We start from the raw sequence: 15,554 nt of genomic DNA on the forward strand, positions 1-15,554 counted from the left end.
AAGCTTCTATACGGAAAGTTGCTAGTCTCCAAATGCCTTATTATATATAGAAGCGAAGTAGTAAATCAATAAGGGTATCAGAACATTTGAAAATGATCTGATATCAGAATTTCATACTTTTTGTTAACAACTATATCCATCTCCAGTCATAGGAAAATTATAATCAGAGAATATAGCATGATTATTATGATCACCGCTAGTTTCTTGATCAAGAACTTCAATGACTTTATTATAAATATCTTCCGCTTCTTGGGGAGAATCACCAATACTTGTTAATCCTAATTTACCAAACTGGGAAAGACAACCCATGAGATGAAATACTGTACCTGTTTCTGTACCACTATCAAAATGTAATCTGTGGTGGGCAATAATATCCATTAAATCATTGGGTAATAATCCCTGATAACTAGCTTTTTGTAAGTTGTCTGTGGCAATATAATATTTAGGTCTGCCTTGCTGACTATAAAATAAACCAGTGGAAAAATCATAACGTCCGTTGGTTAGTAATTTTAAAGTCATGAATGGGTGAGTTGTTCCCCCTTTGCGGAGGTTAATTTCAATGGCTTGAATATCCCATTGACCATTACCTTTGTCAACAGTTACAAAGTCAACTGCAAATCTTTCTAAAGCCCCCTTTTCAGCTAATTTTTCCCCAACTTTTAAACCTAACTCCTGTAATTCACAGCGATAATTCTCATCCGCAGGAAAGCGACAACCTATATAAATTTGTCCGTCAGGGCCCCCTAAAATTTGATCATGGGTAGAAAGAATTTCCACTTCTCCAGTTGGGGTAATTCTGCCTTGCACACTAGGAGAATGTTTGATTTCTCCTTCGATAAAAGCTTCCACAATTGCCCCTAATTCAGGAATGCGTTGAGAAAAATTTGCCCAGGTTTCTTGTACAGATTGAAAACGTAAATTGGGGAAGCGATCACTAATAACTGCTACCCTTTGAATATGATCAGCTTTTCCCGGTGCAACATCCATTATTGGTCTTAAATCTAATAGTGCATTTCCTTCTCCAGAAAAACCTTCATTTAACTTGATTACCATTCTTTGTAATGTCGGTTGACGTTCCCACAAATCAGCCGCAACATTAGCTAAATCTTCCGAATTTTTAACCAATTCACTACCGTCTGGCAGCGGTACACCACTTTCTTGGAAAATTTGTCTACTCCCACTTTTTGTTCCCCAAATTTGCAAATCTGGTGCAGCCGCATATAAAGGTACACCCAATTTTAGAGATAATTCTGATTCCCAAAATGTAGAATTATAACACACCATAAAAGCTTTATCTAATCGCAAAGCTTTATGAATTCTTTCCAATAAACGAGGACGTTCTAATATTTTTTGACTAAGAGGTTTTAAAGAAGCATCATAAGTAGAAAGTAATAATAAACGATGACGGGCATGAGAAAAAGGAATACCAGGAAGTAATTGGAGATAATAGTCAATAATGCTGGGATGAAGTGGCATTGATGTTACATAAATTAATCTGGTGCGGGGATTTCGTAACCGCATTAATGAAAAAAGTAATCTTTCTTCGTAATGTTCACATCCTTCAACTTTGAGCATTTCTCCTTGATCTATACTCAAAGAAGGAATAATTAAAATATCCGCTTCGCTATTATCGAATAACTCGCTAGTTTTCCAGCGATCGCGTAACGTTAATTGTAAACCCCGAAATTTGCCAATTTCCTGAAAATTATGAATATTTAGTGACACCATATTACTTCTCGTACTCATTCCCTACCTAATATATACCCCAGGGAAGAGCGCCAATAGAAATTGTTAATGTATCTTTTTGTAACTTGTGAATAACCAGATCCCCGAATTCTTTAAGAATTCGGGGATCTGAGACTAGAGAGAGATGAATAAATAGTCAATAATTAATATTATCGGCGAACGGGAATATATAAATACTAAAAAATTCACTTATGGCATCTCCAAAACCATTACATGATACAGAATTAGTAGATTGTGCCAGAGCAAATGCTAACCAAGGAATAGAAACCGCTACTTATCAGTGTGGTTATGGGAATGACATTAATAGATTTGCTCAAGAATTACGCCAAGCTTGTGAAAAAATGAATTTACAAGTTAAAGAACTCAAAGAACTGATTACCGATCAGGATATGATATTAAAATTAGGGACTGGAGAAATTATTGCTCCTGAAACAGCATCAGAACTTTAAGAGGATGTTTTAAAAGTTTTCAAGGTATAAATTAACCCATCTTGTAAACCTCTCCCCTATAAGGAGAGAGGCTTTAAAATCCCCATTCCCTTGTAGGGAAGGGGGGTAGGGGGGTTAGGTTTTTGGAGATTATTGGTTTTATTTAATACTTTATGGCTAACGCCACGCTATGCCTGATGCCTCCGGCTCCCGCAGGGATACGGCACACTTCGTGAACGCTATCAAACACCCTCTAAGAACTTCCTTTTATGCCGAATTTTTGTAGCATGAAAGTCGTATTCTGTCAATTTTATTTTTACAATACAATATAGATTGGGCGCAGGCCCTGCGCCCCTACCTCCTGACTTGGTGAATTCTGCCAGATATTGTGCATTTTATCCTCAAAAATGGTAGAATATATAAAAAAACAGACTTATACTAGTACACAATGGCGTAAGTCCAACAACTATTAAAAATTTGCCGAAAGCTTGTGTAATCTGCTTTTTTAATTTTTAATTTTTAATTTTTAATTCCGCACTGCGGTACTAGCTTCAGTCTCAACAGCAAAGGTTTAGCAATGTTTACTTCATCAGAAACCCCTATAATTGCAGCCGTTGTGCTGATAGCGTCCGGCATTTTAGGCTGGGGCTTTTATCGCGCCCGGCCTTTTGGTAAACTAGGCATTTTAGCCTGGTTACAGTCTGTCGTCTTAATGACTCCCTGGCTTTTGTTCTTTGGATTATTCGCCGCTGGGATTTATATCAACATCGTTGGTATCTTATTCTTAGTGGTAGCCTCCGCTTTTTTGTATATTTTTCTGGGCAGAAAATTACGGGAAGCGGGTCAAGATGATATTCTCAAACAACGGGCAACAGAGCGACTCGCAGCCGAAGGTGATAAAGACAGTTCAGTTGTAGTCTCAGAAGTGCAATTAGAACCAACCCCCATACCAGAAGCAGATTTAAGCCAGATTCGAGGCATTTTTGGGATTGACACATTTTTTGCTACAGAAACTATTCCCTACGAAGAAGGAGTGGTTTTTAAAGGTAACTTGCGCGGAGAACCAGAAGCCGTTCATAACCGACTGACAAAAAGTTTACAAGAACGGTTAGATGATAAATATCGGCTGTTTTTGGTAGAAAATACTGATGGTAAACCTGTCATAATTATTCTACCTAGCCGGACTGACCCCCGGACAACCCAGTTAGGACAAAAAGCTTTTGCGGTAATTTTGTTAATAGCAACCATCGCTACAAGCTTAGAAGTAGGGGGGTTATTACAGAATTTTGATTTATTCAGTAACCCTGAACGGTTTGCAGAAGCTTTACCTATTGCCTTGGGTTTATTTGTAATTTTGATATCTCACGAAATCGGACATTGGTTATTAGCGCGTCGTCACCAAGTCCAGTTAAGTTGGCCGTTCTTTTTACCAGCGGTGCAAATTGGCTCTTTTGGAACAATTACTCGGTTTGAGTCCCTTGTCCCTAGCCGGAACGCCTTATTTGATATTGCTTTAGCCGGGCCTGCTTTTGGTGGTATTATGTCTTTATTGCTACTAGTAATAGGGTTGCTACTTTCCCACCCAGGTAGTTTATTTCAATTACCTAACCAATTTTTCCAAGGTTCAATTTTAGTCGGTAGCTTGGCACGAGTTGTCCTCGGTTCGGCTTTACAATCTCCTGTAGTGAATATTCATCCTTTGGTGATTATTGGTTGGTTAGGATTAGTTATCACTGCGTTGAATTTAATGCCCGCTGGACAACTAGACGGGGGGCGGATTGTGCAAGCAATTTATGGACGCAAAACCGCAGGTAGAACTACTTTTGCGACGATAGTTTTACTGGCTGTGGTATCTTTGGGTAATCCTCTGGCTATGTATTGGGCAATTGTAATTTTGTTTTTACAACGCGATTTAGAACGCCCCAGTTTAAATGAAATCAGTGAACCAGATGATGCTAGAGCGGCTTTATGTCTGTTAGCTTTGTTTTTAATGATTACTACTCTTTTACCTCTTACTCCCGCTTTAGCTGGACGTTTGGGAATCGGTAGTTAGAGGTTGAAAGAACAAGTCTAATTTATTACTTCACCTAGCGACTGGAAGTCGCGTCTACACAGACAAAACCCACCTTCGTGGGTTAAAAAATTTTGATTTTTCATTAGTCCACGCAGGTGGACTTTGCTTATCTAGTGGCGTATCCCTGACGGGAGGCGAAGCCATATTATATTTGCCCAAAACTTTTAAAACATCCTTTTACTGAAGAATTCTGGTGTTGCTAATAATAGAAAATAGGAATATACCGGGCTATGCCTTGCTACGATAATATGCAAAGGCGCAAAGGTAGAATTTCCTAATTTTAATTCAGCAATACTAGATTTTCTTGACTAATTCCTTACCGTTTCCAATCTGCTAATAAGTTAGGGTAGGTTGTGGGTGTGGGGAAAATTTTCTGCCATGCTAGTTGGCGTTGTTGGGGTTTTTCTTGGCTCATGTTCCAGAGGGTTTCGTAGAAGAAGAAGGAAATACCTGCAAATTTTCTCTCTCGCACTTTCTCTATTTGGGTTTGAATTTGTGTCATGGGAACTGAGCGATTTTTTAACCCACTCAAAATTCCAATACTCACAGGAATATGAGTTTGAGCTAATTTGACTTCTGGATATTCTAATTCGCTAGTAAAAACGTTTAAATCATTCCGATAAATTTGCAAAACTAAGTCTTCAATTATTCCCATTCTTTCCCATTTTTGCCAATCTGCAAGAAAGTATTCATAGGAAAAACGTTGAGGATTGGGAGCAACAGAAACGATACAATCTTTTTTATTAGCTTTAATTGCTGTAAATACCCGCTTCATAAAGGCGGTAATTTTGTTCGCTCTCCAACTTACCCATTCTGGATCTTTAAAGTCTGCGGGTGGCAATTTACCTTGATGCTCTTTTTTGTATAATGCTGTAGTGTAGGCATCATATCCTAGTTCTGATGGTAATCCGAAATGGTCATCAAATTGAATTCCATCAATGTCATAGTTTTTGACTATTTCGACAATTAAATCTTGGATAAATTGTTGCACTTCAGGACGAAAGGGATTTAACCAAACTCGGTTATGTATGCCTTCTTTAACTATTTTTGTGCCATCTTTGCGGTTTGTCAACCAAGTAGGACGATTTTTAGCAAGCAGGGAATCAGCAGGTGCCATAAAGCCAAATTCAAACCAGGGAATCACGGTTAAATCTTGTTTATGTCCCTCGGTGACTATTTCTTTGAGCATATCTCGCTTTTGCAGTCCGGGGGTAGGGTCAACTGCTTTACCAATGACTTTGGCGGCTACTTTGCTAGGATAAAGTGTATATCCCCAATTCCATACGGCGGGATAAACGGTGTTAAAGTTGAGTTGGTGTAAATTTATTAAACTTTGTTTTAGACGTTCTTTCTCAAATAAAACATCACTATCAATATTCGTTAACCATACTCCCCGTAATTCTGTGGATTTAGGAATTTGAGCATTTAAGGGGAATGATAGCATCACGAAAGCGACCATACTCACGGCCATTATAACCGCTAAAAATCCTAGTTTTTTAGTTTGACGGTGCCATTTTATCAATATTTTTTTCATTGGTTATCCTATTTTGGATTGTTAAATTAAGTTATTTTCATTACTGATGCTTCTATTTTACAAGCGATTGCAGAAGAGTTCAAAGAAGCACTAGAAAAAGCTCGAATATTCAGGGTATAATAAACGACTGTGCAGTAAATTACACATAACTAAGTCATTATCTCTTTAACAGTCTGAAACCTCGATTATTTCCTAGAATCTTCATGTATATCACTCACCGTCAAGAGCAATTTAGCAAAGCTTATATTCGTGCTGTTACGGCAGTTGCAGGTTATGACATTTACGAGCCAGGAGTAGATAATGACAGCATTGACTTAGTTATTGCAGCCAAAGGAGCTATTGGAACTTTTCGCTCACCTCGTTTAGAACTACAGTTAAAAGCCCCTTTTAGAAGGAATGTAGTTGGTGCTAAAAGTATAAGTTATTCCTTAAAGAAAAAAATTATGATGATTTGAGATATACTGATATTTATGTTCCGCGTATTTTAGTTGTTGTTATTTTGGCTGATGATATAAATAGCTGGTTATACCAATGCGAAGAAGAATTAGTTATGAAACATTGTGCTTACTGGACATCACTACGAGGAGAACAGGAATTACCTACTGGTCAAGAAAGTAAATCAGTTCGTTTATCAAGAGATAAAATATTTAACGTAGAAGCTCTAACAAATTTGATGCAAATAATCTCAAATGGGGGCGCTCCATGAAAACAACTATCCGAGATATTGATATTCTTAAATCTATAAATCCTCTAGAAGTTGCTGGCTATTTAAAAACTCAAGGTTGGCAACAGCAAAGGCAAATAAATGATATTGCATCAATTTGGACATTAGAAGTATGTGAAGGAGAAATTGTTGAAATCCTATTACCCCTAAATTCTGATTTTCGTGATTTTCCTACTCGAATGAGTGAAGTTTTACAAAATCTGGAAATTGTAGAGCATCGTTCTCAGTTAGAAATAATAAATAATTTGAGAAATCCGTTAGCAGAAATTATCCAAATTTCAGTTAATCATGCAGAAATTATCAATGGTAGTATTCCTATATCTCAAGGAATTCAATTATTTGCATCAGCACAAAAGCTAATGCGGTCTGCTGCTTCGTCCGCTGTAGAACCTAGACCTTACTTTAAAGGTTCATTTAGTGAAGTAACTGACTATATGCAAAAATTACGTCTAGGCCATACGAAGGAAGGAAGCTATGTTTTAACTATTATTTCTCCATTACAGGTAGAAAATTATCAATCTGAAGATTGCTTTGAAAGAAAAGTTACTAAAACTCTGTTTCAAGCTTTAAATATTATTAGTTTAGCTCCTGAAAAAAACCTTTTTGAAAGAGAAGATGTTTTAGATGAAGCAATAGAAGAAGGAGTGAGTGCTAATTTATGTGCTGCGCTATTAGATATGATAAATACTGCTAGTGAACCCAACTTGAGTTTTAATTTAACGTCTACAAAAAGAATAGAACATACATCTAATTTTCCTTTAGAGATAAAATTAAATAAACAAGTTTTACCTGTGATTACAGAAGTTCAGAATAAACTGAATTCTCGTCAAGCTACTTGGGGTAGAAAGAGAAAAAATATTCAACAGGATACGATTGTATTGTCTTTATCTTCTCCATCAACCCTAGTCCGGTCAACAATTACAGGGTTAGTTATTAAGTTTGAATGGTTTGGTGGAAATGAAAAAGCAAAAGTTATCGTTATAACTATGATAGAAAATAAAGAAAAAGAGGTGATTATTGAAGTTAATCGTCAAGAGTATCTCATCGCATTTGAAGCAAATTTAGATCAGCTTCCAATAATATGCAATGGTAGATTAATTGAAACAAATGAACAATTGATTTTGAAAGATGTACAAAATTTTTCTATCTCTCGAAAATAATAGAATTGAAGCAGATGAACGGGAGAAACCAAAACAATGAAATATACAATAATTATTCAATGGTCTGAAGAAGATAAATGTTATGTAGTTTTATTACCTGATTTTACTAATGTAATGCAGCCTTGTACTCATGGTGAAACTTACGAAGAGGCTTTAAAAAATGGTCAGGAAGTGTTAGAAATGCTGATTGAGTCATGTTTACAAGATGGTGAACTGCTTCCCGAACCGCAAGTTTTAGGCAAATCTTTGAAAGTGGCGTAATTTTTACATTGATGTAGGTTGGGTTGAATAAAATGAAACCCAACATTGATTAATTACAGCTTCAATAAATAACTGTAACTGTTCCTAAACAATCTTTGATAAAATCAATAATTATCTTAAAATCAACAAAATCCTCAGCCTGTTTTCTTTGTTCACATATCCATTTACAAAATTTCATTTTTTGAAATTCTTGAATTTGGCTTCCTTGTTTATCTAAAAACACCGCTTGATTATCAATAACTCAAAATCCATGTTATAGTGTACTCAAGTGTACACAAGTTGTCAATTCACTATTACGGACATCCAATCTGTAGGAATTGTGCGATTCGTTGTTAGCTGAATCACGGTATCCAGCCCGTACATAAGCTAACCAACCCAACTCTAGTAATAGAGGAAAGGTTGAACTCTCGGTCTGATATGGGTGAAAGTCCCATCTACCAGACTCAGGTATGAATCCCTATCTGCCTACGATGACCCGACTCGGTTTCGGGAGGTCGAAGCTAGGAACAGGACGCAATCAGACATCCGTTGCGGGGTGACACTGGCGTTAATGGGGAGTTCCCACGGTGAAACAGAGCCTAGAAAAGCGACTTAACAGAGAGCAGGACGCAACATCAAAATCCTGACTCCACTGGAGCAAAACCCCGCCGCATTTTAATTCGGATAGCGGTAAGAGTCTAGGGATTTCAGTGGTCGAATTGGCTACACCTAACGGAACGAACAATCTAACCGAGGGAACGAATAAAAACGGATTGAGGGTCTGAGGGCGGTCGAACCCTAGGTAGGCTGGACGAGCAGCGGAATCCCCTCAATTCGGGTAGGACAGACCGTAATTGGTCTGAGGTGTTCAGAATACACAGACTGGAGCAGAGCATGATTGGACACAGAGAAAACTCTAGTGAATCTTGGAAAACGTTGCCCTGGAAGAAATTCCGTCGTGACTTATTCCGCCTACAAAAGCGCGTGTACAAAGCGGTTCAAGTTGGAGACAAGCGCAAAGCTAAGTCCCTACAAAAGCTGATTCTGAAATCTACCGCAGCAAGATTACTGGCTATCCGTCAAGTATCACAGCTAAATGCCGGGAAAAAGACAGCAGGAATTGACGGCAAAAAGTCCCTTAACTTTAAGGAACGCTTTGAGCTTAATGAACTGTTGAAGGCATCCGTTAACAACTGGAAACACCAGGGGTTAAGAGAAATACCCATCCCCAAAAAGGATGGTACTACTAGGATTCTGAAAATCCCTACTATTGCTGATAGGGCTTACCAATGCCTTATCAAATACGCATTAGAACCAGCGCACGAAGCAACTTTCCACGCGCACAGCTACGGGTTTCGGACGGGACGCTCGGCACATGATGCACAGAAAATCTTGTTTCGTAACCTATGCTCAAACGCCAACGGAATAGATAAACGAGTTATAGAACTCGATATTGAAAAATGCTTTGACAGGATAAACCACACCGCCATAATGGATAGACTCATCGCTCCTTATAGCATAAGACAAGGTATTTTCCGATGTCTCAAAGCCGGAGTCAATCCAAAGTTCCCCGAACAAGGAACACCTCAAGGGGGCGTGGTAAGTCCACTTTTAGCTAACATCGCCTTAAATGGGATTGAAAGTATTCACAGATACCAGAATCATGGGTTCAGAATTACGGACAAAACCCCAAAGGAAAATATTGTTGAACCAACAATCCGTTATGCGGATGACATGGTAATAATACTCCGACCCCAAGACGATGCCACAGAAATACTCGACAAAATTAGTCAGTTCCTAGCAGAGCGGGGAATGAAAGTCAGTGAGAAAAAGACAAAGTTAACCGCCGCGACAGATGGGTTTGATTTCCTGGGCTGGCATTTTAAAGTCCAGAAAAACGGAAAGTTCAGAAGCGTCCCATCAGTGGACAATTTTAAAGCTTTTCGCAAGAAAGTAAAATACATCGTCAACAACTCGAATTATGGTTCTACCACAAAGGCTGAAAAATTAGCCCCCGTAGTTAGAGGCTGGAGGAATTACCACCGCTTCTGCAAGATGGACGGGTCAAGAAACTCGTTATTTCACATCCAAAACAGAGCATTTAGGGTATTCAACAAGGAAACTAAACAGAATCGCTATACCAGTAAGCAATTACTAGATAAGGCTTTTCCAGCAGTCCCTTTCTCCGAAAATAAACATATCAATGTCAAAGGTGAGAAATCACCCTACGACGGAGATTTGAGTTATTGGAGCGAGCGTAACAGCAAGCTCTATGACAACCATACCTCTAAAGCCCTCAAACGGCAAAACCATAAATGTGGTTATTGTGGGCTAAAAATGCTCAGTGACGAGAAGGTACATTTACATCATGTTGATGGAAACCATAAGAATGGTAAAACTAAAAACCTTCTAGCAATTCATGAAAGCTGCCACGACTATATTCACATGAGCAAAAGCGAAAGTTAAGAACATCGGAAGCTGGGTGCGGTGAAAGTCGCACGCCCAGATTTAACAGAGAGGAGCGCGGGATAATACCCGCCTTCGACTCTACCAAAGAATTTCGTGCCAATTTACATAAGTACACACAACAATCATCTGAACCAATTGCAATTACTTCTCATGGAGTGCCAATAGGTTACTACATACCAACACAACCTACTCCTCAAAAACAAGATTTAATGGCTTTACAAGAAGCAGTCCAAAAAATCAAACAATTGCTGGAAACAAGAGGTATTAGTGAAGATGAATTATTTGCGGATTTCCAGAATGCTAAGGAAAGTACAATATAACGATGAGAAAGTTAATTGTTCTGGATACTAATATTTTGATTCGGGCAATATTAGCAGAACGTGTTCCCAACTTATTAGATAAATACCATTATAACTATACAATTCTAATTACAGCAGTATCCACTTTAATGATGTACATCATAGCCCCCTCCTCGCTTGCGGGGAGGGGGTTGGGGGTGGGGTTCTTGTATCTCACTCAAACGCTATATTAATCTATCAGAAGTAGAAGAACAATAAAAATGTGATTTTATTCCATTAAACAACAAAATCAAACAAATAATGCGCCATTTCCAACTTAGAACAAGCCGGAATTTCTATCTCCCTTCCCTGCTTATCTAAAAACACCGCTTGATTATTATCACTCCCAAAACCACTATCAACTTTATCAATAGGATTCGCTACAATTGCATCTAATTTCTTCCTTTGCAATTTCTCTTTCGCAGGAGTAATAATATCCCCTGTTTGTGCTGCAAAACCAATTAAATATTGATGGGGTTGTTTGCGATTTCCGATTTCAGCCACAATATCCGGTACTGCTGTTAGAGGTAAATTTTCTGGAAGCGATCGCTTGGGCAATTTTTCGCTACTATAATCTTTAGGCTTTACATCTGCAACTGCGGCTGACATGATAATTATATCTGCATTGGCTAAATGCTCTAACATTACCTGCTGCATTTGGTCCGCACTCACAATCGCAATTGCTTCTACTCCCAAAGGTACATCCCAACTCCCAGGACAATGGACTAATATTACCTTTGCTCCTCGGTGCAGTGCAGCCTGTGCCAATGCTAAACCCATTTTACCAGTTGAGGGATTGCCAATAAAGCGCACCGGATCTAAATATTCTCTTGTTCCCCCAGCACTGATTAAAACCTGTTTCCCCATTAAATCTCGTTTTCCTTGGGTGTGTAATAAAGATTGAATATAAACAAATATTTGGCCGGGTTCTGCCATTCTACCAGTTCCAATGCGATCGCACGCTAATAACCCCGAACCAGTTTCCATACCATAAAATCTATTATCTGTCAATAACTGCCGCCAATTTCTTTGTACCGCCACCTGTTCCCACATATCCGTATTCATCGCTGGTGCTAACAACACCGGACAGGTAGAAGCGAGAATAGTATTTGTTAGTAAATTATCCGCCATACCATAAGCTAACTTCGCCAAAGTATTAGCCGTTAAAGGCGCAATCACAATTAAATCAGCCCATTCACCCAATTCAATATGTAAAGGACGAGAATAGATTGGTTGCCAAAAATCATCATCTGTATAAGCTTGATGACGAGATAAAGTGGCTAAAGTTAAAGGAGTAATAAATTTTTGGGCAGAATTAGTGAGAATAACCCGCACTTCTACCCCAGACTTAAATAGTGTGGATACTAATTCACAAACTTTATAGGCGGCAATACCACCGCCTACACAGACAAGAACTTTTTTAGTTAAATTTGTGGATAATGGCATTATTTTTTGATTTTAATTAAAATTCAATCACGGACTTGATCACAAGGAATGGGAAATCCATGATAGGTTGGATAACCTTGTTCATCAAAAAAATCACCATCTGGAAGAAATACATAACACTGATCAGTTTTCTTGTGATATCCATAACGTTTTTTACTATTTTTATTACTACTAGGTACAGAACTATTTAAAACTTTTTGAGCTTCTTCATCTGTTAAATCCATAGGAGTACCTCTTTCCCAATGACCTACAAGATCATGTTTATTAGAGGAAATCTTATAACAAGGGCATATTTTTCTAGCCTGTTTAATTTCAGTTAAATTATTGATTATTCGAGTTTCTTTGGAATTTGTACCTTCTTGAAATTCAACTTCGATATTTTCTTGAACAAAATCAGGATTATTTTGTAAACTAATTAATATTCCTGGAAGTTTAGCAGCACCAGCTAATGAACTCGATGAAACATCTTTTTGTTGATAAAAACATTGACAATCATCTATTAAATATTTATAATCTGTATCTATATAAGGTCCCTTACTTAAAAGCTTAAGTAAAATTTCTAGTTTTGTTTGTTTCTTTGTTTCTTCATCTGTTTGTACGTTTGATTTTTGCCCTTTAATTTGGCTAAAAAGCCATTCGCGTACCGTTAAATTTAAACATAGTTTTTGATAAGTAAAACTACTATGAGTTAGGATTGGATCATCATTTGCAATATCCTTTATCTCATAAATAATTTCAAGAATATTATTCATTAATTCATCTGCTTCGTATTTATTTATAGCTTGTCCAATAAAAGAAAGCTCATTAATTAAAAAGTGCATTGATGGTAGAACCTCGTTTATAGTAAATCCATTAAATCTTTTTCAGCTTGATCAAAAAAGCCATCAGGCCATTTATCAATTCCCCCGCTTTGATAAATTCTGGGAGTAATAATTTCTGTGGTTGGTTGTCCTTTTTTTAAATACCTTTCAAAATAGTTAATTTGCACTTTCTCAGCATCAAGTTTCTTATGACGTACTGCTTTACGAATACCATTGAGAACATGATCACTATGAGTTTCTAAGATTATTTGAATACCACAATTTGCTGCCAAAGCAATTAATTCTCCCATCTTAGATTGTCCTCTAGGATGGAGATGAGCTTCTGGATTTTCTAACAAAATCAATGTATCTGAAGTAGCAGATAATATAGCTACAATAATCGGTAAAGTATAGGTAATTCCAAAACCTACATTAGTTGAACGATAGGAATTATTGTCTTCATAAGAATATTGTAAATTAACTAAATCCATTGCTGAATGCAATTCTATATCAACTCTTGTTCCAGGACTGATTTCTCCAAGCCAAGCTTCAACTTGATTTCTTAAATTATCAGACTTTATTAATTCATGTGATAGTTGATTATGTGGAATTTTTGTAAATTCATTTATAGATAAAAAATGAGCAGTAAATTCACCTTGACTTCCAATCTGTTGATGTTGTTTGACTTGAAAATCAGACATTTGGAAATAATTTCTAGGTGCTATTCTTTCTGCTTTTAAGTAATGAAATTTATCTGTAAAAAGACTTGAATTATAAATTTCCACATCAGCATTTGATAATGAAGATATTTGCATTACATCTGATTGACTATCATAATTGAAAACCCAAGTACCTTTAATATTATTATTCATGAAAATTTCAAAAGTGATTGAATCTTCCTTTGCTCTCTTACAAAGAGCATCTTTGGCTGTGCCTATAGAGACTAAATCACCATTTAGTGCTAAACCTACATTATCTAATAAATTCTGTTGAGAGGATTGACGTAGTAGTAATAGAGATTGAAGTAAGGAAGATTTACCAGTGCTATTTAGTCCAGCAAGTAATGTTAATGGTTTTAAAGAAAAAGACTGATTTTCAAATGGTTTAAAATTTTTTAAAGTCAAAGAACTTAACATGATAAAACCTCTTGAACTATTTCATTAACTTTTTCAAAACGATACTGAACTTTACTCGATGCTTGAGATACCGATTTCAGGAAATCAGGATCTTCTGCCATTTTTTGTTTAAATTTATCGTTCAAAATTTCTTGATGATTGATTAATTTTTCAATATCTTGAGAATTCAATTTACCGAAAGTAACTGACCATGCTTCAAAAAGAGATTTATTAACAGGTGATCTTTGAGATTTAGATTTACGAAAAGCGAAATCTCCAAAAATATCATAACTTGCCCTCATTGCTATATTAAAATTATGTTCTATTTTTTCTATTAACTTATAATCTATTTTATTTAATTGTTTCATTGACTCATATAAAAAATATTTGCGTCCTTTGCGGACTGGATAATCTTCATACTTATTTAAAGTAAAAGCTATAAAGCCGAGTATAAATTCATGGTCATCCATCCGTTGTTTTTTCTTTGGACTTAAATTTGTTACTCTTTTAAATTCTGGTAAATTAGCTAGTTTTTTCAGAATTTCTATTGCTTGTCCAGGGTTCATTGCTTGACGAAGTTCTTGAGGATTAAGAGGCAATCCTCCAGTGTTAACTCTTTCAAAAATATTATATTTTACTTCAGAAGGAGTTCCAGGTTCAATTAGATAAACTGTTAATTCAGTTTCATCTATTCGTCTTTGATAATGACGAGGTAAATCATCATATTTATTCTTTTCTAAGTCTGTTAAAAATTGTAATCCTGTTAATTTGAGAGATTTATCTATAATAAAACTTTTGAATGTACTAATTCTTTGTAAACCATCTATAATAATCCATTTATCATCATCCGTTGCATCTATATAAAATGCTGGAAGTGGAATCCGAATTAAAAGAGATTCAATTAAGCGACTTTTAGCTTTAGGTGTCCAAATATCAGATTGTCGCTGAAAATCAGTAGCTAAATCAATTTCATCATGTTGAATTCTTTTAAGTAGCAGATCCATTGTCATAGGTTTAGTTTTAACCCTAATCTTTGTTGGATCAAATGGTTCTAGATTTTCATCTTCATCTTGTTCAAAATTAGAATCTTCATCTAATTCATTTTCTTGATCTAATAATTCCATCTGTTGATTATTGAGTTTATTTGTTACCATTATGACAACTATTTCTAAAAATTTACTTAGGCAGAATTAGATATCATTAAATCATAATAACAAACAAATTATCTAGGCGTTGATTGAATAGAATTGTCAACGACTTATGAACAGTAAGAGAACTCCATAAAAAAGATGAACCAATCTTGTGGGATGGGCATCTTGCCCGTCCTAATATTATTAGCAGGCAAGATGCCTGCACCACAAGAAATTTTGGGGTATTTTTTTATTTGGAAGTCTCTAATCTCACTTAGTTGTGAAAGTTTTATTAAATTGGCTATCGCAGCCAAACGCATCTAAATTAAATTAGACGTAACAAATCAGGA

14 protein-coding genes are annotated in these 15,554 nt (G+C 36.5%); 8 read left to right on the forward strand and 6 right to left on the reverse strand.

Annotated elements, in window-relative coordinates:
* Window positions 1-123: 123 nt before the first annotated feature.
* The gene (locus EZY12_13080; GenBank protein ID QSX70652.1) at window positions 124-1,728 is read right to left on the reverse strand and encodes a carboxylate-amine ligase; all 1,605 of its coding nucleotides are present in this window, start codon (window positions 1,726-1,728) and stop codon (window positions 124-126) included.
* Between the two features lie 209 nt (window positions 1,729-1,937).
* Here EZY12_13080 and EZY12_13085 point away from each other — a divergent pair, with 209 nt between their 5' ends.
* Both EZY12_13085 and EZY12_13090 read left to right on the forward strand, forming a co-directional pair.
* Window positions 1,938-2,195 (forward strand): hypothetical protein, encoded by a 258-nt coding sequence (locus EZY12_13085; protein ID QSX70401.1) that lies wholly within the window; start codon window positions 1,938-1,940, stop codon window positions 2,193-2,195.
* 556 nt (window positions 2,196-2,751) lie between these two features.
* Window positions 2,752-4,227 carry a site-2 protease family protein gene (locus tag EZY12_13090; GenBank protein QSX70402.1) on the forward strand — a complete coding sequence of 492 codons (1,476 nt, stop codon included), beginning with the start codon at window positions 2,752-2,754 and terminating at the stop codon, window positions 4,225-4,227.
* 337 nt (window positions 4,228-4,564) lie between these two features.
* Here the strand turns inward: EZY12_13090 and EZY12_13095 are convergent, their stop codons facing one another.
* The gene (locus EZY12_13095) at window positions 4,565-5,782 is read right to left on the reverse strand and encodes a glycoside hydrolase family 10 protein (GenBank protein ID QSX70403.1); all 1,218 of its coding nucleotides are present in this window, start codon (window positions 5,780-5,782) and stop codon (window positions 4,565-4,567) included.
* A gap of 203 nt (window positions 5,783-5,985) precedes the next feature.
* Between EZY12_13095 and EZY12_13100 the strand changes: the two genes are divergently transcribed.
* From EZY12_13100 to EZY12_13125, 6 genes are all read left to right on the forward strand, one after another.
* The gene (locus tag EZY12_13100) at window positions 5,986-6,237 is read left to right on the forward strand and encodes a DUF4365 domain-containing protein (GenBank protein ID QSX70404.1); all 252 of its coding nucleotides are present in this window, start codon (window positions 5,986-5,988) and stop codon (window positions 6,235-6,237) included.
* Entirely contained in the window at window positions 6,234-6,488 is a 255-nt protein-coding gene (locus EZY12_13105; protein QSX70405.1) for a DUF4365 domain-containing protein, read from the forward strand. Before EZY12_13100 ends, EZY12_13105 begins: the two co-directional genes overlap by 4 nt.
* Entirely contained in the window at window positions 6,485-7,666 is a 1,182-nt protein-coding gene (locus EZY12_13110) for a hypothetical protein (GenBank protein ID QSX70406.1), read from the forward strand. The genes EZY12_13105 and EZY12_13110 overlap by 4 nt, the downstream gene beginning before the upstream one ends.
* 36 nt (window positions 7,667-7,702) lie before the next feature.
* On the forward strand, window positions 7,703-7,927 hold the full coding sequence (locus tag EZY12_13115) for a type II toxin-antitoxin system HicB family antitoxin (protein ID QSX70407.1): 225 nt from the start codon (window positions 7,703-7,705) through the stop codon (window positions 7,925-7,927).
* 873 nt (window positions 7,928-8,800) lie between these two features.
* Complete coding sequence (locus EZY12_13120; GenBank protein ID QSX70408.1) at window positions 8,801-10,372, forward strand: reverse transcriptase N-terminal domain-containing protein; 1,572 nt, start codon at window positions 8,801-8,803, stop codon at window positions 10,370-10,372.
* 62 nt (window positions 10,373-10,434) lie between these two features.
* On the forward strand, window positions 10,435-10,695 hold the full coding sequence (locus EZY12_13125) for a prevent-host-death family protein (protein ID QSX70653.1): 261 nt from the start codon (window positions 10,435-10,437) through the stop codon (window positions 10,693-10,695).
* A gap of 255 nt (window positions 10,696-10,950) precedes the next feature.
* Here EZY12_13125 and coaBC read toward each other — a convergent pair whose 3' ends face one another.
* The 4 genes from coaBC to EZY12_13145 are packed head-to-tail and all read right to left on the reverse strand — an operon-like array spanning window position 10,951 to window position 15,228.
* Window positions 10,951-12,159 (reverse strand): bifunctional phosphopantothenoylcysteine decarboxylase/phosphopantothenate--cysteine ligase CoaBC, encoded by a 1,209-nt coding sequence (gene coaBC, locus EZY12_13130; GenBank protein ID QSX70409.1) that lies wholly within the window; start codon window positions 12,157-12,159, stop codon window positions 10,951-10,953.
* Between the two features lie 23 nt (window positions 12,160-12,182).
* Complete coding sequence (locus tag EZY12_13135; protein ID QSX70410.1) at window positions 12,183-12,980, reverse strand: hypothetical protein; 798 nt, start codon at window positions 12,978-12,980, stop codon at window positions 12,183-12,185.
* A gap of 17 nt (window positions 12,981-12,997) precedes the next feature.
* Window positions 12,998-14,095, reverse strand: a complete 1,098-nt coding sequence (locus tag EZY12_13140) for a DUF3696 domain-containing protein (GenBank protein QSX70411.1) — start codon at window positions 14,093-14,095, stop codon at window positions 12,998-13,000.
* Window positions 14,089-15,228: a DUF262 domain-containing protein gene (locus tag EZY12_13145; GenBank protein ID QSX70412.1), complete on the reverse strand. Its 1,140-nt coding sequence runs from the start codon at window positions 15,226-15,228 to the stop codon at window positions 14,089-14,091. Before EZY12_13145 ends, EZY12_13140 begins: the two co-directional genes overlap by 7 nt.
* Window positions 15,229-15,554 lie beyond the last annotated feature (326 nt).

This window comes from Dolichospermum sp. DET69, assembly GCA_017355425.1.
Taxonomy (GTDB): domain Bacteria; phylum Cyanobacteriota; class Cyanobacteriia; order Cyanobacteriales; family Nostocaceae; genus Dolichospermum.

What these genes read in the sequence shown, in the direction of transcription:
- EZY12_13080 (QSX70652.1), bottom strand. Translation starts at nt 1,728, where the DNA reads ATGGTGTCACTAAATATTCATAATTTTCAGGAAATTGGCAAATTTCGG.
- EZY12_13085 (QSX70401.1), top strand. Translation starts at nt 1,938, where the DNA reads ATGGCATCTCCAAAACCATTACATGATACAGAATTAGTAGATTGTGCC.
- EZY12_13090 (QSX70402.1), top strand. Translation starts at nt 2,752, where the DNA reads ATGTTTACTTCATCAGAAACCCCTATAATTGCAGCCGTTGTGCTGATA.
- EZY12_13095 (QSX70403.1), bottom strand. Translation starts at nt 5,782, where the DNA reads ATGAAAAAAATATTGATAAAATGGCACCGTCAAACTAAAAAACTAGGA.
- EZY12_13100 (QSX70404.1), top strand. Translation starts at nt 5,986, where the DNA reads ATGTATATCACTCACCGTCAAGAGCAATTTAGCAAAGCTTATATTCGT.
- EZY12_13110 (QSX70406.1), top strand. Translation starts at nt 6,485, where the DNA reads ATGAAAACAACTATCCGAGATATTGATATTCTTAAATCTATAAATCCT.
- EZY12_13115 (QSX70407.1), top strand. Translation starts at nt 7,703, where the DNA reads ATGAAATATACAATAATTATTCAATGGTCTGAAGAAGATAAATGTTAT.
- EZY12_13120 (QSX70408.1), top strand. Translation starts at nt 8,801, where the DNA reads ATGATTGGACACAGAGAAAACTCTAGTGAATCTTGGAAAACGTTGCCC.
- coaBC (QSX70409.1), bottom strand. Translation starts at nt 12,159, where the DNA reads ATGCCATTATCCACAAATTTAACTAAAAAAGTTCTTGTCTGTGTAGGC.
- EZY12_13135 (QSX70410.1), bottom strand. Translation starts at nt 12,980, where the DNA reads ATGCACTTTTTAATTAATGAGCTTTCTTTTATTGGACAAGCTATAAAT.
- EZY12_13140 (QSX70411.1), bottom strand. Translation starts at nt 14,095, where the DNA reads ATGTTAAGTTCTTTGACTTTAAAAAATTTTAAACCATTTGAAAATCAG.
- EZY12_13145 (QSX70412.1), bottom strand. Translation starts at nt 15,228, where the DNA reads ATGGTAACAAATAAACTCAATAATCAACAGATGGAATTATTAGATCAA.